Origin of the sequence: Planococcus glaciei (genome assembly GCF_900099655.1) — a bacterium.
In the GTDB taxonomy this organism is placed as follows: domain Bacteria; phylum Bacillota; class Bacilli; order Bacillales_A; family Planococcaceae; genus Planococcus; species Planococcus glaciei.
Window position 1 is genome coordinate 1 of record NZ_FNDC01000021.1, and the last position, 18,763, is coordinate 18,763.

General features: G+C 47.4%; 17 protein-coding genes. 2 read left to right on the plus strand and 15 right to left on the minus strand.

All coding sequences use genetic code 11. The annotated features are described in order from the left end of the window. Positions 1–382 precede the first annotated feature (382 nt). Positions 383–1,852: an MDR family MFS transporter gene (locus tag BLQ32_RS18265; protein WP_053166942.1), complete on the minus strand. Its 1,470-nt coding sequence runs from the start codon at positions 1,850–1,852 to the stop codon at positions 383–385. A 162-nt stretch (positions 1,853–2,014) separates the two neighbouring features. On the opposite strand from BLQ32_RS18265, the gene BLQ32_RS18270 reads away from it, so the two are divergent. Next, a complete protein-coding gene (locus tag BLQ32_RS18270; protein ID WP_074511592.1) occupies positions 2,015–2,866 on the plus strand; it encodes a TetR/AcrR family transcriptional regulator in 852 nt (283 codons plus the stop codon). 37 nt (positions 2,867–2,903) lie between these two features. Here the strand turns inward: BLQ32_RS18270 and BLQ32_RS18275 are convergent, their stop codons facing one another. From BLQ32_RS18275 to BLQ32_RS18310, 8 genes are all read right to left on the minus strand, one after another. Continuing rightward, on the minus strand, positions 2,904–4,355 hold the full coding sequence (locus BLQ32_RS18275; RefSeq protein WP_074511594.1) for an amidase family protein: 1,452 nt from the start codon (positions 4,353–4,355) through the stop codon (positions 2,904–2,906). 75 nt (positions 4,356–4,430) lie between these two features. Next, the gene (locus BLQ32_RS18280; protein ID WP_074511596.1) at positions 4,431–4,580 is read right to left on the minus strand and encodes a Fur-regulated basic protein FbpA; all 150 of its coding nucleotides are present in this window, start codon (positions 4,578–4,580) and stop codon (positions 4,431–4,433) included. 79 nt (positions 4,581–4,659) lie between these two features. Continuing rightward, on the minus strand, positions 4,660–5,427 hold the full coding sequence (locus tag BLQ32_RS18285) for an ion channel (RefSeq protein ID WP_053166944.1): 768 nt from the start codon (positions 5,425–5,427) through the stop codon (positions 4,660–4,662). Between the two features lie 784 nt (positions 5,428–6,211). Beyond that, positions 6,212–7,204, minus strand: coding sequence for a tRNA dihydrouridine synthase (locus BLQ32_RS18295; RefSeq protein WP_036805905.1), 993 nt, complete (start codon positions 7,202–7,204; stop codon positions 6,212–6,214). Positions 7,205–7,348: 144 nt separating this feature from the next. Continuing rightward, entirely contained in the window at positions 7,349–8,713 is a 1,365-nt protein-coding gene (gene rlmD / locus BLQ32_RS18300) for a 23S rRNA (uracil(1939)-C(5))-methyltransferase RlmD (protein WP_036805908.1), read from the minus strand. Between the two features lie 285 nt (positions 8,714–8,998). After that, complete coding sequence (cydS, locus tag BLQ32_RS20230; RefSeq protein WP_407072354.1) at positions 8,999–9,109, minus strand: cytochrome bd oxidase small subunit CydS family protein; 111 nt, start codon at positions 9,107–9,109, stop codon at positions 8,999–9,001. A gap of 13 nt (positions 9,110–9,122) precedes the next feature. After that, on the minus strand, positions 9,123–10,151 hold the full coding sequence (locus BLQ32_RS18305; RefSeq protein ID WP_053166967.1) for a cytochrome d ubiquinol oxidase subunit II: 1,029 nt from the start codon (positions 10,149–10,151) through the stop codon (positions 9,123–9,125). Between the two features lie 2 nt (positions 10,152–10,153). Further along, entirely contained in the window at positions 10,154–11,500 is a 1,347-nt protein-coding gene (locus BLQ32_RS18310) for a cytochrome ubiquinol oxidase subunit I (RefSeq protein ID WP_074511602.1), read from the minus strand. Between the two features lie 216 nt (positions 11,501–11,716). Here BLQ32_RS18310 and BLQ32_RS18315 point away from each other — a divergent pair, with 216 nt between their 5' ends. After that, entirely contained in the window at positions 11,717–12,151 is a 435-nt protein-coding gene (locus BLQ32_RS18315) for an NUDIX hydrolase (RefSeq protein ID WP_036805912.1), read from the plus strand. 580 nt (positions 12,152–12,731) lie between these two features. Here the strand turns inward: BLQ32_RS18315 and BLQ32_RS18325 are convergent. The 6 genes from BLQ32_RS18325 to gatC form a co-directional block, all read right to left on the minus strand. Further along, positions 12,732–13,379 (minus strand): metallophosphoesterase family protein, encoded by a 648-nt coding sequence (locus BLQ32_RS18325; RefSeq protein WP_074511606.1) that lies wholly within the window; start codon positions 13,377–13,379, stop codon positions 12,732–12,734. Positions 13,380–13,471: 92 nt separating this feature from the next. After that, a complete protein-coding gene (locus BLQ32_RS18330; protein WP_074511608.1) occupies positions 13,472–14,383 on the minus strand; it encodes a diacylglycerol kinase in 912 nt (303 codons plus the stop codon). Positions 14,384–14,565: 182 nt separating this feature from the next. Continuing rightward, on the minus strand, positions 14,566–15,126 hold the full coding sequence (locus BLQ32_RS18335) for a thioredoxin family protein (protein WP_074511609.1): 561 nt from the start codon (positions 15,124–15,126) through the stop codon (positions 14,566–14,568). Between the two features lie 227 nt (positions 15,127–15,353). Continuing rightward, on the minus strand, positions 15,354–16,784 hold the full coding sequence (gene gatB / locus BLQ32_RS18340; RefSeq protein WP_036805924.1) for an Asp-tRNA(Asn)/Glu-tRNA(Gln) amidotransferase subunit GatB: 1,431 nt from the start codon (positions 16,782–16,784) through the stop codon (positions 15,354–15,356). Continuing rightward, positions 16,781–18,250 carry an Asp-tRNA(Asn)/Glu-tRNA(Gln) amidotransferase subunit GatA gene (gene gatA / locus BLQ32_RS18345; protein WP_074511611.1) on the minus strand — a complete coding sequence of 490 codons (1,470 nt, stop codon included), beginning with the start codon at positions 18,248–18,250 and terminating at the stop codon, positions 16,781–16,783. The genes gatB and gatA overlap by 4 nt, the downstream gene beginning before the upstream one ends. 19 nt (positions 18,251–18,269) lie before the next feature. After that, a complete protein-coding gene (gatC, locus tag BLQ32_RS18350; RefSeq protein ID WP_036805930.1) occupies positions 18,270–18,560 on the minus strand; it encodes an Asp-tRNA(Asn)/Glu-tRNA(Gln) amidotransferase subunit GatC in 291 nt (96 codons plus the stop codon). Positions 18,561–18,763: the final 203 nt, after the last annotated feature.

The following is an 18,763-nucleotide window of genomic DNA, read 5'->3' on the forward strand; positions in this document are numbered from 1 at the left end:
TGCTGACTTCTGGTTGTTCAGCTGCCCATCACTGGGCAGGTTACCAAGGGTACTTGGCGTTTCAACCAGACCTCCCCGGGTAAGAACGCAATCTTTCCCTCCACCTATCTGCTTCATTTACTGCATGCGACCTTCGGCAGAAAGGGCTTTGCCTTGTTCAGCAGACTCACCCAATCGCACATAGCCTTGTATGAAGTTCGTGTTCCTCAGACCGGAGGTTTGCCGCCCGCTTCCTTCAGATTCCACGTCGCCGTGGACACCCTTGCGCTTGGCTAACGGTTACTTCTGCCTTCACCGTTCGGGACTTGCACCCTATAGATTACGCCCATGCCGGGCACACTAAAAAAGGCGGATCCAGTAACCTGGACCCGCCTTCCTCAAATTATTCTGTGACTTCTTTTTGTTTGTAGACAATCTCTTTTTCAGCTTCCGTTGCAGGCCGGACCGGCTTTTTGATGAAGAGCGCCAATGCCAATGCGACGAGTGCGATGAAAGTGGAAACAAAGAACGAGAAGTTGATGCCGTCCAGCATCGCCAAATTCAAAATATCAGCTGGGTTGGTTCCGCTGGCAGCCAAGTCTTTTGCAGCAGTTTCCGTACGGGCGTTCATGATGGAGATCAGGAACGCAGAACCGACAGCGCCTGCTACTTGCTGCAGCGTGTTGTTGATGGCTGTACCATGCGGGTATGATTTCATCGGCAATGTGTTCAAGCCGTTCGTCATAACCGGCATCATGACCATTGAAATCCCGAACATCCGCAATGTATAAATCAGCATGATGTTAAGGAAACTCGAATCCAGGCTTAATTGGCTGAACATATAAGTAGTCAGGACAACAATCGCAAGACCTGGAATCGCCAGCACTTTCGCGCCGAAGCGGTCAAACAGCCGTCCGGTGATCGGCGACATCGCGCCCATAACGAGTGCACCCGGCAACATCAAAAGGCCGGATTCAATCGGGGAGATCCCTTTGATCGTCTGAATGTAAATGGGCATCAAAATCATTGCGGAGAACATGGACATCGAAACAACGACAGAAATCGCGGAAGACAAAGCAAACATCGGATATTTGTAAATCCGGATTTGAAGCAAAGGTTCGTCCAGTTTAAGCTGGCGGAAAACGAAAATTACCAGAGAGATGATTCCGACTGCGATGGTGGCCATAACCGTCGGATCGGTCCACCCCATCGTTCCGGCTGAACTGAATCCGTATAAGATTCCGCCAAACCCAAGAGTTGAAAGAATCAATGACCCGGTATCCAATGAGATGTTGCGGTCTTGGAAGGTCAGGTTCTTCAGTTTGAATATTCCCAAAGCAAGCGGGATCAACGCAACCGGCAGCACAATCCAGAATAGGACACGCCATGAGTAGTGTTCAACGATAAATCCTGATAGTGTCGGCCCGATTGCCGGGGCTACGACCATGACAAGTCCGAAAAAGCCCATAGCTGAACCGCGTTTTTCAATTGGGAAAGCAGCCAACATCACATTCATCAGCAATGGCATCATTAAAGCGGCACCTGCTGCCTGAACCATACGTCCGGCAAGAAGCACACTGAAAACAGGGGCTGTCGCAGCCATTAATGTCCCCAGCGCAAACAGAGACATAGCAACGATGAAAATGGAGCGGTTTGAGTAACGTTGGATCAAATAAGCACTGGCCGGAATCAAAATACCATTCACGAGCATATATGCAGTCACAAGCCATTGCGCTGTAGAAGCTTCGATGCCGAAATCAATCATGATGGACGGCAGCGCAATGTTCAATAAAGTCTGGTTAAAAATTGCCACAAAGGCTCCGGTAAAGAGTATGGCGATTATGCCATAAGGCGGTTTTTTCTGTTCTTTCATTCTTTTATTCCTCCGTATATTCCTTGCGTTTTTTCTTCATTTCACCATTCTATACTGCCTGTCTATTATTATCAAGTAAAATATACCATTAGTCTAAAATGATTGATTTGTAAGCCTTTACGGGATATGATGGCAGTAGACTAACAGTATAAAGGTGAAAACATGAATCTAAAAAAACAGCAAATTATCAATGCAGCTTACACCCTGTTCATTAATAAAGGCTACAATGCCTCTTCGATCCAGGATATCCTGGACGAAGCAGGAGTTTCCAAAGGGACTTTCTACAACTATTTCGCTTCGAAAGCAGAGTGCCTGATTGCCATTATGGAATCGATTGGCAGCGAAATCCGCCAAAAGCGGATGGCGGCAGCCGTCGGGAAACCGTTGAACAATAGCGATGTGCTGGCTGAACAATTATGCATCCGCATCCAGATGAACCGTGAAAAGAATTTGTTTTCCTTATATGAAAGCATTTTTTATTCACAAGACGAGGAATTGAAAAAATTCGCGCGGGAAACTTATTCGTCTGAAATCGAATGGATTGCGACACGGATTGTGGACGTCTTTGGCGAGGAATCGCGTCCGTATGCACTGGAAAATGCAGCCGTCGTCCATGGTTCCATTCAGCAACTGACAAACGTCTGGAAACTTACCGCTTCCGAAGAGTTGCCGACAGAACAATTATCGGCTTTCGTCATTAGACGTTTGAAAGAGGCCATTTTGAATCAGATGGCAACAAAAGACCAATTCATCACCAAATCAAAAATTCTTCTCGACAATATGAACGAAACCATGTCGCTCGAAGACCTCAGCACTAAACTAAAAACATTGCTTCTTGAGGAAGAAGAAGACATTAAACAGCTGGTTTCCTTTTTAGCCGATGAACTGGTGTTGAAAACTCCAAGAAAGCCGCTGATTGAAAGCATCTTATCTACTTTGGCCAATAATTACTCTTATGAACACGAGCTGGTCATTGCGCTCGAGAAAGTATGGAAAGAACTGCAGCATATGTAAAACAAAAAAGCAGCGCTGCAATTGGCGCTGCCTTTTTTTATGGTTTTTGCCGTCCTTTTACTGCCTGTTCAAAAGCAAAGGCATATTCTATCAAGGCCGGTTCGCTGAACGCATGTCCCGTAAATGTGATGCCGAACGGCTCGCGATTCGCCGAAAAACTATAAGGAACTGTAATGGATGGAAATCCGGCCGCCGCTCCGATATTGCAGCCGAAATCCTGCGGCAGCACGAGCGCATCAGCACCTAATTCTTTCAGCGTTGCACCGATTCCCTGTTCGGCTGCTAAATAGCGGTTCCGTTCCAATGCTTCTACGTATTCACGTTCATTCAGCTTGCCGCTCATGCTGTTGGCCTGCTCGAGAAGATTCTGGCCAAACTTCAGCATGGTTTCGGCATGTTCCTCATTAAAGGCGATTACGTCTTCCATCGATCGGATCGGGTTTTGCGGATTGGATTTTGCCAAATATGCATTGAGATCTGCTTTAAATTCGTGGAGCAGAACAGCAAATCCCAAATCGTCCTGATCGGCTCCAAGGTCGACATTGTCGATAATCTCCGCTCCGCAGCCGCGCAGCGAGTCCAATGCTCTTTCAAATTGCTCCAGCTGCTCTTTCGGGATGTCTTCATCGAACAGATTTCTCGGCACACCGAATGTTACGCCTTTTAAGCCGTCTTTATTAAAATGGCGCGTCCAATCGTAGCCTTCAAATTTCCCGGCCATGGCAGAGATGGCGTCTTTCGGATCTTGGCCGATCAGTGCTGCGAAAACAGTGACTGCATCCTCCACGGTGCGCGCAAGCGGCCCTGGAATGTCCTGTGTATGGGACAGCGGAATGATGCCGCTTCGGCTAACCAAGCCGACCGTCGGTTTGATGCCAACCAAACTGTTCTGGGCCGCCGGATTGATGATGGAACCTGAGGTCTCCGTTCCGATTGCAGCAGCTGCCAAGTTGGATGCAACTGCTGCTGCAGAGCCGGAACTGGAGCCGCCAACGTCAAATGGCCCGTACGGATTTTTGACTTGTCCGCCGCGGGAGCTATAGCCGTTGGGCATTTTATCTGACATGAAATTGGCCCATTCCGTCATGTTCGTCTTGCCGAGGATGACGGCCCCGGCTTCCCGCAATTTCGCGGCGACATGTGCATCCTGCAAGGCATAATGGTCTTTTAGGGCAAGTGATCCTGCACTTGTATGCATTTTATCTGCCGTATTCATATTGTCTTTCAATAACACCGGGATGCCGTGCAGCGGCGACCGTTCGCCTTTGGACGCCCGCTCATAATCGCGTGCCTGCGCAATCTGCAGCGCATCGGGATTGAGTTCAAGTATGGCCGCGGTATTTTTGTCGCGCCGCGAAATATTCTCTTTGTACATCAGGACCAGTTCTTCTGACGTCAATGTTCCGTTCCGCATTTCCTGCTGCAGTTCGGAAATGGACATTTCATCTAAACGGTCCTTGCGGAATTCCTCCATTTTTTTATGATGCATGCCGTTTCCTCCCATTCTTCTATTGATCAGTGCCTATCCAATTTTTTGTATTGAAAAAAGCCGGAGGGCTCCGGCTTACGCTTCTTCTGTATATGTTTTCATCAATTCATACAAAGACAATTCATATAGCTGTCTGCCGTCGATTTTAAAGACATTCTGCTCGACCAATTGCTCAATGATGGTTGATCGTTTATCTTCGAATTTGGATTCGGGTATTTGGTCCATTGGGTTCGTTCTCTCCTTGTTGAAGTCTCCCTTTTCTTTACCACTAATGTGTTTTTATGAAACCTAAAAAACCACTAATTCACTTTAAAATCGAATCTACAGCCAATTTCGCAATCGTCGCATTTGAAAGAATAAAGTTGTCCACTTTTACGTGCGAGAAATTCGGAATATGCTCTTCCCGCTCCACCTCAACTGTCGTATGCACTTCAGGTGAAATGCGTTCTACAGCACAGGCAATCATCAAGGATTTTCCGTCTGCCAGAACCTGGTCTTCGATTTTATCATCGGAGAAAATCAGCAAAGCATCTGCCTGTTTCACATTGGCTTTGTTCAACACTTCTCCGTCGGTCGCTCTGCCTTTAATAAAATGAATGCGTTCATGGACTTCTTTCGCTTTGTCGATGGTATCGATGATCACAATCTCGACTTTTGGATCTCTTGCTAAAATTTCCTTGATGGCGTTTTCCGCTTTATGCGACCAATCAATGATGACAATATGGTTTTTCCCCTCGTACACCAAACCACCGCTTTCTTTTTGTCTTCTGTAAAGCGTAATGCTGTCAATCGCTTTTCCGATAAATGTCGCAAACAACCCGATGCCGACAATGTAGAGAAAAACGATTGTATAGATTCTGCCAAGCGCCGTTACTGGAAAAAGGTCGCCGTAACCTACTGTCAGCATCGTGGTCATCGTAAACCAGAGCGCGTCAAAGTTCCCCCCAAAGGTTTGCGGCTCAATAAGCGGCAGCAGCAATGTACTCAGCAAAATCAATACCGCTGTACACGATGTCAAAATCACCCAAGAAAGGGTCGTCGCTTTAAAGTACAGTTTTTTTAAAATGATCATCTGTTTCCCGTCCCTTTCTTTTTTTGACAGAAAATTCATTTTTCCTTTAGTATACACTTTCTTCCTGCTGGCATTTGCCATTTTTCAGAAAAAAGCGGCTTTATGAAAACAAAAAAGCCTGACGTCCTTAAGGGACATCAGGCTTAAGCTTCTAGACTAAAGATTTTTTATACTTGAGAGATGAGTTAACATACACCTGGACATCCCGGATCCTCCGTTTCAGCCGGACGCATTCCGCGGGCTCGCACCGAACTAACTCGGAACTGACGTCCCGAGTGGATTTCGGCACTTCACTATCCCGCTGGAGTCGCCGGCTTTCACTCCGGATCCCTAACATGATGGCTATTAAGAGGCGTCGCTTTTCCTCATAAAGATGTTTGTTGAAACTTGAAATTGGATTCAATTCATATTCACTAATGAATCAAAGAGAAGCTCCAACCGGTTCGGCCACGAAGACTCCTGTGGGAGCAGTGAAGGAGCAACGCGACGGAGCGACGAAAGCTGAAGACCCCGCAGGCAAGACATCGGCCGAAGCTAGTGAGGCCATGTCTTTGCGACGAAGCTAGCGCAGCGATGCAACGCTCTTTCATGTTTCGAAGCTAGCGAAGCGATGCAGAAACAGGAGCAGCGGGTTTTCAAAGAGGCGAGGAGGCTGAAGCTGAACCCACGGAAAGCGAAGTGGCCGGTCCGGTTGGTTTTATGCACGCTATACATCTCATCTAGGCTTTGTCTACAGTCTGAAGCCTGACGCCCTCCAGGGACATCAGGCTCAGCCTAGCACTCTTTAATTTTTCAAAACAATGTCGTTTTGCTGTACATCATTCAACTCGAAATTTTCGAGCAGTGCACGCACTTCCTCGGTAGATTTGGTGTTCATTAATTGATTTCTCAATTCGCCCGCTCCCCGGAAGCCTTTGACATATATTTTAAAGAATCGATGAAGCGCCGTTACGGAACGGGGCACTTCTTCAATGTATTGATCATGCAGATCCAGATGCAGGCGCAGAAGATTCAGGTATTCCTCGCTGCTGTGTTCTTGCGGCTCTTTTTCAAAAGCGAACGGATTTTTGAAAATCCCGCGTCCGATCATGACGCCGTCCACTCCGTACTGCTCCACAAGTTTCATTCCCATTTCCCGGTCCAGGATGTCTCCGTTAATGGTGAGCAGCGTATCCGGTGCGATGCGGTCACGCAATTCTTTGATTTCCGGAATCAGCTCCCAGTGTGCATCGGCCTGGCTCATTTCTTTTCGGGTGCGCAAATGGATCGACAGGTTGGCAATATCCTGTTTCAAAATATGCGTCAGCCATTCCCGCCATTCCTCTATTTCGGAATAACCCAGTCTTGTTTTTACACTGACCGGAAGCCCGCCTGCTTTTGCGGCCTGGATGATTTCTGCCGCCACATCCGGGCGCAGGATCAGGCCGCTGCCTTTTCCTCTGGTCGCGACATTTGGAACCGGGCAGCCCATATTCAGGTCAATTCCTTTAAAGCCCAGTTCTGCCATGCCAATGCTCATTTGGCGGAAGTTCTCGGGCTTGTCTCCCCAAATATGGGCAACCATCGGCTGCTCATCTTCCGTAAACATCAAACGTCCGCGTACACTTTTCTGCCCTTCCGGATGGCAATAGCTTTCTGTATTTGTAAACTCCGTGAAAAACACATCCGGCCGTCCTGCTGCGCTGACGACATGGCGGAATACCACATCCGTCACGTCTTCCATGGGAGCAAGCACGAAAAATGGCTTCGGCAAGTCTTGCCAAAAATTTTCTTTCATTGCACTACATATCCTTTCATTTGAAAACAAAAGCAGCTGCTTTAAAAGTACAAGCCGGCACTTTTAAACAGTCTACTTTTGAATCAATCCGTATTCAATTCATTGTCATTTATGATTCATCTATAAAAAGCGTTTCGATAATTGTTATTCAGCCAATTCCAGCCACGCCACTGCTTCGCAATGCGTAGACTGCGGGAACATATCGACCGGCTGCACTTCCTGTGTGCGGTAGCCGCCGTCTTCCAGGATGCGCAAGTCGCGTGCCAGTGTTGCCGGGTTGCAGGAAACGTAAACGACCCGTTTGGGGCGCTGCTTCAAAATCGTCTGCAGCAGCTGCTCGTCACAGCCTTTGCGCGGCGGATCGACCATCAGCACATCGGCCGTTTTGCCTTCTTTATACCAGCGCGGAATCACTTGTTCTGCAGGACCCGCTTCAAATAACGTATTCGAAAAACCGTTCAGAGCCGCATTGCGTTTGGCGTCTTCAATTGCCTGAGGCACGATTTCAACACCCATGACAAATTTAGCGCGTTCTGCTAAAAACAACGAGATGGTCCCGATGCCGCAATACGCGTCAATTACGGTTTCATCTCCAGTCAATTGCGCGTATTCCAATGCCTGTCCGTACAGCACTTCCGTCTGTTCCGGATTGACTTGGTAAAACGAGCGGGCGGAAATTTCAAAACGCACATCACCGATGCGGTCTTCAATAACGTCTTTGCCCCAAAGCGTCAGTGTTTCATTGCCGAAAATGACATTGGTTTTTTCTCCGTTGACGTTCTGGACAATGGACGCCACTTCAGGAACAAGCGACCGGATCAATTCGACAGCCTGGTCTCTTTGTGGGAATTTCTTTTTCTTGGTGACTAACACCACCATGATTTCACCGGTTGCGCGCCCTTTGCGGACCACGACGTGGCGAAGCATGCCGCGGTGCTTTTCTTCCTCATATGGCTCGATGCCCATTCCATGAAGGCTGTTTTTCAAGCCGGTCATAATGGTATCGGCTTCCGGTGTCTGGATCAGGCAAATATCGGTATCCGCAATATTGTGCGAACGCGTCTGGTAAAAGCCCGCCACAACGCGCCCGTTGTCTGTGCCAAAAGGAATCTGGGATTTATTGCGGTAGCGCCACGGATGTTCCATGCCTTTGACTGGATGCACCGGCACGTCCGGCAATTTGCCGATGCGCGTGATGGCGTCGCGGACCAATTTCTGCTTGAACGTCATCTGTCCTTCATAGGACAAATGCTGCACCTGGCAGCCGCCGCATGTATCAAATACCGGGCATGGCGCCGTTACACGGAACGGCGAAGCCTGCTCGATTTGGATCAATTTTGCAAAGCCATAAGACTTTAAAGTTTTCAACACATGGACCTGGACATCTTCCCCTGGCAAAGCACCCTGGATAAAAAGCGGATAGCCGTCGACTTTGGCAACGCCCGCTCCGTCATGCGTCAAATCTTCCACATGAACAAGCAATCGGTCATTTTTTTGTACTGGTTTCAATTCGTTCACTCCATTTCACATTTCACCATTGTACCACAAAAGAAAAGCGAAAGTGACCGTTTAGATTCGATAGGCATAAGACGAACTGGCGAAGCGGCATCTCTTCAGCCGCACAGCCAGATCGGCTTATGACCCGAGAATCTGGTCACTGCAGCTGGACAAGAAAAGCGAAAGTGACCGTTTAGATTCGATACGCAAATGATGGATCAAATGCAGTCAAAGGCATTTTTCACTGACAATTACAGCATTAAAAAACGTGGACAGGATTTTCCCTGCCCACGCTGATTATTTGTCTTCTTTTGATGCCGCTCCGTCTTTCAGGGAAATCCAGAAACCAAACACAATGGATCCGATCAACACTAAAAACGGTGCATAAAATATAAAGAAATCTTGCATTCCTGTTTCCTCCTTATGCGTGGTAATCCGATTTCCCTTTAACGTAGTCTTTATCAAACAAGAACAAACGGAACAACAGATACAGTGATGGCAACAGCAGGCCAAGCCCTGCAATAAATGCAATGATCAAGGCAATCGCCATCGATTCGTTTGTAAAACTGTCATAAATCGTCAAATACGGATACAGCAAATACGGATAATGCGAGAAGCCGTATGCGAAAAACGCTGTAAAGAATTGGCCGATAAGCAAAATGAATGCCCAGCCGTAATTCCGGCGTTTCCAGATCAAGTAGACGGTGCCGACGAACAACAGGAACGAAATCCCGAATACCCACCACAAATCAAGAAGGCGCGCATAATGTTCCGCATTATGGCCACGCAGCTCAAAAATGATGCCCGTAGCGGTAACGATGGCCGGACCTGCCCAGATCAGCGCATATTTGCGCATCAAATCCGTGGCTTTAGCGTCGCCGGCTTTATCTGCATACCAAGTCAGGAATACGGCAGAAATGTAAAGAACCGCTGCCAAACTCAACACGACGATGCTCCATGTTAACGGGCTTGTAAACAGCGCCCAGTAATCCAAGTACGGCTTGTCGTTTGCCATTTTGATAAAGCCGCCTTCAGACATGGCCAGTACAGGAGACAAGGAAGCCGGGAGCAAAAGCCCCGACAAGCCGTACATGAAGATATACCCTCTATGGTTGATTTTTGCTCCATACGTCGCAAACGCGTAATAGGACCCGCGAATGGACAGCAGAACAAGTGCGATGCTCGCCGGCACGAGGAGCGCCGTGCCGTAATAATACGCCGTCTGCGGGAAAAATCCGATGATGCCGACAAAGAAGAAGACGAAAAAGACGTTCGTCACTTCCCATACCGGCGACAAATACCGTTGGATGATATTCGTTAAGATATGCTGTTTGTTTGTAAATGCACTATAGGCGTTAAAGAACCCGGCGCCAAAGTCAATTGACGCCACGATGACGTACAAGAACAGGAATAGCCACAAGACGGAGATTCCGATTATTTCAAGTGTCAAAGTCATTCCTGTTCACCGCCTTTTTGAGCTTCACGGTCTGCCAATTCTTTTTCAACCGGATTGCGTTTGTACATCCGTGATAAGACCACAATCGTTCCGGCCCCGAGAATAAAGTAAAGGCCAGCGAACAAAATAATCATCAAATCGACTTGCCCGCTTGTTGTAGCTGCCTCTGAAGTCTTCATGTAGCCGCGCAGAATCCATGGCTGCCGCCCGACTTCCGTAAACCACCAGCCGGCTTCGATAGCGATGAGCGCCAACGGGCCGCCTGCTACAATCAGCCAACGGAACCATTTCGCTTTGATGAATGACCAGCCGCGCCATGCAGCAGCGACGTAAACAAAGGAGAAGAACGCCAGCCACATGCCGATGGTCACCATCGTATCAAACAAATAATGGATCCAAAGCGGAGGTATTTCATCTTTTGGAAACTCATTAAGGCCGGTAACTTCTGCATTTGGAAGGCTGTGCGCCAGAATGCTAAGCGCGTACGGAACTTTGATGGCGTATTTCACTTCTTCGCCGTCCAATATCCCGAACATGACTAGACCTGCCCCTTCTTCTGTTTCAAAATGCCATTCGGCAGCCGCCAATTTTTCCGGCTGGTATTCTGCCAGGTATTTACCGGAGAAGTCACCGATCAATGCCGTCGCAATCGAGAACACCAATCCTAATTTCATTGTTAAGAACAACGCTTTTTTGTGATAGATATGATTGGAACCGCGGATCATCCGGAATGCCGCAATTGATGCCAGCAAAAATGCGGATGTCATAAACGCAGTTGCCATCACGTGCGCCACTTTCGTCGGCATCGCCGGGCTCAGCATCGCAAGCAGCGGGCTGACATTGACCAGTTCACCGTTCAATACTTCAAACCCTTGCGGTGAGTTCATAAATGCATTAACCACTGTGATGAACAGCGAAGATGCGGCTGCGCCAAGCGCTACCGGAATCAGCAGCAATAAATGCTTGCGCTGGTCTTCAAACCGGTCCCATGTGTATAAATAAATGCCAAGGAAAATCGCTTCAAAGAAAAAGGCGAAAACTTCCATAAACAACGGCAAGGCAATCACGTTACCCGCCAATTGCATAAAATTCGGCCACAACAAGGATAATTGCAGCCCGATGGCTGTTCCGGTTACGACCCCGACAGCGACCGTAATAACGAAACCTCGTGCCCAGCGTCTTGCCAAAAGGATGTAGTGGTCATCGTTTTTCTTAATCCCTACCCACTGGGCAATCATGATCATTAGTGGAACGCCTACACCTACCGTTGCATAAAGAATATGGAATGAAAGCGTCATTAACGTCAATATTCGACTCAATAGCGCTGTATCTTCAAATCCCATCAATTTATTCTCCTTTCAAATTCCCTTATTTCCCGTACTCGTCTCTACACCCCTATTGTACCTTATCTCTCCTTCTTTCTTGGTTTATAAACCCTGTAAAAAGGCAATAATTAAAGGAGCTTTGAATAACTTGTGACAACAAAAAAGGGTCAAGCAATTGAAATATTTCTAAATATTTAGTATTCTGTTAAGAACAATAAAAAAGGATGATGCAGCATGAGAACAAGACGGAAAGTATTTGCTTATATTACAAGAGGTCCCGAAGACCAGAAAGAATTATTGGTATTCGAACACCAAGGAGAACCGGAAGCAGGTCTTCAAGTCCCCGGAGGAACTATCGAAGAAGGCGAAATGCTGATCGATGCCCTGTACCGGGAAGTGCAGGAAGAAACTGGCTTGCCGCGTGCAGTACTGGAATTTGTGGGCAAGGTACACAAATACAATTATTATCCGGACCAGCAAGAAGATAAAGTATATGAACGAAACATCTTCCACTTTGAATACACAGGCGAGCGTGTCGATTACTGGGAACACACAATTGTCAGCGATGGACAGGACAACGGGCGGACATTCATGTTCCACTGGGAGCCGGTAGCCCATTGCCCGAAACTCGCTGCTGACCAGGATGCTGCGCTTGAATTGATGGAATAAGCGATTCATATGGAAGTAAGCAAAAAAACCATGGATTTTTATCCATGGTTTTTTTGAGCTTGTAGACAAAAGAATTTTCACACATGATAGCTGAATCAATATCCGATTGGAGAGAAAATCCCGGATCCTCCGTTACAGCCGGACGCGGTCCGCGGGCTTGCGCCGAACTAACTCGGAACTAGCGTCCCGAGTTAGTTCGGCACTTCGTCGCTACGCTGCCCCGCTGGAGTCGCCGGCTTCCACTTTGGATTCTTAGCGTGGAGGCTACCCGGAGGTATCGCTTTTCTTCTACAATCAGATGGTGGAGAGTCAATCGGATGATCGTTCGCTTTCAAATGAAAGTGACACTCCCAACCGGTCCGGCCACGGAGACTCCTGTGGGACCAGCGAAAGCTGAAGACCCCGCAGGAACGTTAGTGACGAGGAGGCTGAAGCTGAGCCCACGGAAAGCGAAGTGGCCGGTCCGGTTGATTTTATGCATTGCTATACATTTCATCTAGCCTTTGTCTACAGTCTGAAAAAAACCATGGATTTTCATCCATGGTTTTTTTGTCTTTACTTATAGTAGAAAGGTCTTCACTCAAATATCCCGAAGATCTGTTTTTTCATTCACAAATCCGATAATTTCTCCATTCGGCTTCACTTTCACTCCAGTTAAATACCCATTGTATACAGCGCCTGTATCAATATTCCACGCATGGCTTTGCTCCTCGTACAGCGGTTCTTTACGCGGTGTGTGGCCGATGATTTGAAGTTTGCCGATATTCTTCAACGGGCTGCGGTTCCACAGAATGCCGTACACATCCCGTTCAACCAGAGGATTTTCTGCACGCAGAGAAATCCCTGCATGGCTGACAAACAATCCGTCGGTTTCAAAGAATAAAGGCCGGCTTCTCAGCCACTCCATGTCCGACTCAAAATCACGATCCGCCTGTTCGTACTGGGCGAGTGTTTCTGCTCCGCCCTGCCTTAGCCAATTCGGGTTCGGACCATGGAAAACATGCTCTTCCATTTCGAGTTCGTGGTTGCCTTTCAAGAAAATGGCTTGCTCAGGCCACTCCGCATTCATTTGCCTCGCTATAGCCACTACTTCAGGCGCGTGGTTTCCCCTGTCTATCAAATCCCCTACTTGGACCAGCACTTCATTTTCTTTGTCCCATTCGCGGGCAATCAACTGGCTGAACGTGTGATAACAGCCGTGTACATCACCGACCACAAAATAATTCATCTCACCGAGCCTCCTTTGTTAAAAGAAAAAATAAAGATGCGAAAAGACCAAATCGATCCCGATCTGGCCTTTTGCTTATGGAAGTTCCACTCTTATTCTTGGTCTTGTTCTTCAATTGAAGAGATCGGAACCATTACTTCGATATGGCGTGCATGGTTCACAAATGTGGCCGGCAGCAATCCGCCATATTCCCCGTCCAGATTTAAAAGAACCCGTTCATTGGAAGATACGGAAATTTTGCTGGCTTTTGCATAGATGACATGGGGATCGGATAAATGTTCTCCGCGCAAGGCCAAAGACGCCACCCGGATAAACTCCGCCATGTTCAATTCTTTTAAAATCAACAAGGTGAATTTCCCGTCATTGATGCTGGCATCAGGCGCCAGCTTTTCAAATCCGCCAACGGAATTCGTCAGCCCGATTAAAAACAACATGGCCTTGTCGTCAAAAACTTGGCCGTCGTATTCAATCCGGACATTGGAGGCACGGATGGACGGCAGCATTTCGATGCCTTTTAAATAATAGGCCAACTGCCCAAGCACCGTCTTCAATTTGCTTGGCACTTCATACGTAAGTTCGGTCAATCTGCCGCCTCCGGCAATATTGATGAAATAACGTTCATTCATCATGCCGACATCGACGGGGATCGATTTGCCCTGAATAATGATATCAACAGCTTTATTGATATCCCGGGGAATGTGGACGGCACGTGCAAAATCATTTGTCGTCCCCATGGGAATCAAACCAATTTTCGGCCGTTTTTCAAATTGGGATACCCCTGCAACCACTTCGTTCAAGGTTCCGTCTCCGCCAACTGCAACAATCAAGTCATAGTTTCTATTTACTGCAATGGAGGCGGCTACCGTGGCATCACCTTCGCCCGTAGTGGCGTGGCAGGATGTTTCGTATCCCGCTTTCTCCATTTTTTCAAGCACTTCCGGAAGGTGTTTGCGGAACAATTCGCGTCCGGAAGTCGGATTGTAAATGATTCGTGCTCGTTTCATACCCTATTCAGCCTTTCTCAACGTTCTATAGAATAAGACTCCTTTAGTCAGCAGGAAGTTGCCATCAAGAAAACGCCGGCGGCTGAACATAGAACTTTGCAATCTGCCCAGTCTTCGCCCTTAAAAATTTCCGTTTTCTTCTCGCTAAGAAAAAGCCGGCATCGAGCCGGCCATCCCCATTCTTACTTCAGTACGTCAAAAAAAGTCTTGCGCAAGTCTTCATAAACCGCTTGCCAAAAATCACTGTTCCAAGTAAAGCCATCGGATATTTCACCGATTACTGTTTTTAAATTCAAATCAAATTGAGGATCGTCTTTTTCAGGAAGAACCGATCTTTTTTCCATCACGAACTCCTGGACTTTTGGTGCACGCGGTCCCCAGTCCCCCAACACTTCGCCTTCTTTTGAAAGGATAATGTATTTCGGTATGGAGCGGCCGCCGTTCGTCAAATACTGGTCCATCAATTCCAAATTCTGATCGCGGTATACACAGCGCACTTTTACATCCGCCGCTTCTGTAATTTTCCGCAACACCGCATTGTTCATCATCGCATCGCCGCACCAATCTTCTGTAATGACCAAAACATGCGGCTGCTTTTCTTTTAACAAGCTGATGAATTCCGGATCTTCCGGCAGTTCGAATTTCTCGTAGATGGAATAAGATTTTTCCTGGTTCGACTCCATTTGAGCCATATAGCTCTCTAACGTAATCGCATTTTCAAAATACTGCTGTTCCGTTGACATAATAAGATCACTTCTCCTTTATCCTGCTTTCATACCCAGTAGATTACCCTTCTCACACACAGTAAAAACTCAAATGAATCAACTTCACATGGTTCAGTGTTTCAGGTGAAGTTTCTCTTTATCCTTAGTTTACTTGTAGTAAGTGGAAGCTTCAACCTATTTTAAGCTTTAGACCGTTAATATGAAGACATTAAAAAGATGGCCCGTGAAAGGGCCATCTCATCATCTTATCGTTTTGCAATTTCTTCAAGCAGGATTTTATTGAGCAATGGCGGGTTTGCCTGCCCTTTTGTCTGCTTCATAATTTGGCCGACCAAGAAGCCGATTGCACGGTCTTTGCCGTTTTTGAAGTCTTCGATCGATTGCGGGTTGTTGTCCAAAGCGGCTGTAACAAATTCACGCAATGTGCCTTCGTCCGAAATTTGGACAAGCCCTTTTGCTTTGACGATGTCGTTCGCGTCTCCGCCTTTTTCGATCAATTCTTTAAAGACTTTTTTGGCGATTTTCGAAGAAATCGTTCCATCTGTAATCAGCTTGATCATGCCTGCCAAACCTTCAGGAGTCAATTGGGTATCGCTCAATTCCTTTTGCTCGGCATTCAAGTAAGCGGAAACTTCACCCATCAGCCAGTTTGACGCAAGTTTTGAATCAGCGCCGGCTGCAACTGTCGCTTCAAAGAAGTCCGAAATCGGTTTCGCCAGCGTCAGGACCATTGCATCGTATGATGACAAGCCAAGTTCAGAAACGTAGCGCGCTTTGCGGGCATCCGGAAGTTCCGGAATTTCTGCACGTACGCGTTCCAGCCAAGCATCGTCAATGACGATATCGACAAGATCCGGTTCCGGGAAGTAACGGTAATCGTCCGACCCTTCTTTCACACGCATCAAAAGGGTTTTCCCTGTCGATTCATCGTAGCGGCGGGTTTCCTGCTCGATGATGCCGCCTGAAAGCAACACTTGCTCCTGGCGGACTTGTTCGTGCTCAATTCCTTTGCGCACAAAGTTGAATGAATTCAAGTTCTTCAATTCTGTCTTTGTTCCGAATTCCTCTTGCCCGTATGGACGAAGTGAAATGTTGGCGTCGCAGCGAAGCGAACCTTCTTCCATGCGCACATCAGAAACGCCTGTGTACTGGATGATCGCTTTGATTTTTTCCAAGTAAGCATAAGCTTCTTCCGGCGTGCGGATATCCGGCTCTGAAACGATTTCAATCAGCGGCGTGCCTTGGCGGTTCAGGTCTACAAGTGAATGGCCATTGCCGGTATGCGTCAGCTTCCCGGCATCTTCTTCCATATGGAGGCGCGTAATGCCGATGCGTTTTTTCTCGCCTTTTACTTCAATTTCGATCCAGCCGTGTTCACCGATCGGCTCATCAAACTGGGAAATCTGATAAGCTTTCGGGTTGTCCGGATAGAAATAGTTTTTGCGGTCGAATTTCGTGTGGCGGTTGATTTGGCAGTTTAATGCAAGCGCCGCTTTCATCGCCCAATCCACTGCAGTTTTGTTGACTACCGGCAAAACGCCTGGGTAGCCAAGGTCGATCACGTTTGTATTGGTATTCGGTTCTGCACCGAAATGAGCTGGTGCAGGAGAGAACATTTTCGATTCTGTTTTTAGCTCGACGTGTACTTCGAGGCCGATGATTGTTTCAAAATTCATTGTACAGCTCCCTCCCAAACTTGAGGAGTTTTTTTATGGAAATCAGTTGCCTGCTCGAAAACATCAGCAACGCGGTAAACCGTTTCTTCATCAAAATATTTCCCGATGATTTGCAAGCCAAGCGGCAAGCCATTGTCAAAACCGCAAGGAACCGAAATCGCCGGAACCCCTGCCAAGTTGACAGGAATCGTCAAAATATCATTCGCATACATCGTTAGTGGATCGTCGATTTTTTCGCCGATTTTAAATGCTGGCGTCGGCGTTGTTGGCCCGATGATGACATCGTATTGTTCAAACGCTTTATCGAAATCCTGTTTGATCAATGTGCGCACTTTTTGTGCTTTTTTGTAATACGCGTCGTAGTAGCCGGAGCTAAGTGCATATGTCCCAAGCATAATGCGGCGCTTGACTTCATCGCCAAAGCCTTCAGAACGTGTATTCATATAAAACTCAAGCAAATTGCCCGCTTTTTGGGTGCGGTATCCGTATCGGATTCCGTCAAAACGCGACAAGTTTGAAGAAGCTTCAGAAGAAGCGATCAAGTAATACGTCGAAAGAGCATATTTCGAATGCGGCAAGGAAATTTCTTCCCATGTTGCGCCTTTTTCTTCAAGCACTTTCAATGCGTCGCGGACTGCCTGTTTGGCAGCTTCGCCGACGCCTTCTGCGAAATATTCTTTTGGAACGCCGATGCGAAGCCCTTGGATGTCGCCCGTCAACGCAGCAGCAAAATCCGGCACTTCGACGTTTGCAGAAGTTGAATCTTTTTCGTCGTGTCCAGCGATTGTATTCAATAACAAGGCATTGTCTTTAACCGTACGGGTGATTGGCCCAATTTGGTCCAAAGACGAAGCATAAGCAATCAATCCAAAACGGGAAACACGGCCGTATGTTGGCTTCATGCCCACCACGCCGCAAAATGCCGCGGGCTGCCGAATAGATCCACCGGTATCTGATCCAAGCGTAAACGGCACTTCTCCAGCAGCTACAGCTGCTGCAGATCCGCCTGAAGATCCGCCTGGCACAGTTTCAAGGTTCCAAGGGTTTTTTGTATTTTTGTAATACGAGTTCTCATTGGAAGACCCCATCGCAAATTCATCCATGTTCAATTTGCCGACAATGACCATTCCGTCCTTCTTCAGCTTTTCCACTACGGTTGCATCGTAAATCGGGTTAAAGCCTTCAAGAATCCGGCTTGAAGCCGTGGTTTCAATGCCTTCTGTGACGATATTGTCTTTTACGCCAATCGGCAAACCGAATAACGGCCCACGCTCATCAAGAGGCGTGTCTTCCAATTGTGCAGCTTGCTTCAAAGCACCTTCTTTGTCGATAGCCAAGAAAGCATCAACTTTCGAATCAAGCTCTTCAATGCGTTCAAACGCCTGCTCTGCCATTTCAGAAATGGTCATTTCCTTTGTATGTATCAACTTTTGCAGCTCAGCTGCCGTTTTATCTGCTAATGCCATCTTTTTGCTCTCCTCCTTATCAGTCAAGAATCGTCGGAACTTTAATTTGCCCCGCTTCATGTTCTTTTACGTTTTTCAGCACCAATTCACGGTCCAGTCCCGGGATTGATTTATCTTCACGCAGTACATTGACCATTGGAAGTACGTGCGTCGTCGGTTCCACATTCTCAGTGTCCAGCTCATTCAGCAATTCCATTGCGTTTGTGATTGCTTCCAGCTGATCTGCAAAATGCACAGCTTCTTCATCAGTGATCGCCAAGCGCGCCAAATGGGCCACTTCAATTACTTCTTCTTTTGTCATTTTCGCCATTTCTCTACACCTCCGGATTCAGTAAACATACGTAATATCATAGCATTTTTCCATGAAAAGCGAAAGCGACTGCCTAGATTCGACGGGCATAAGACAAATCGGCGAAGCGGCGTATCTTCTGCCGCACAGCCGGGTTGACTTATGACCCCGAGAATCTGGTCGCTGGAGTCTGGACAGAAAAAATGAATAGGGACAGCCGGCAT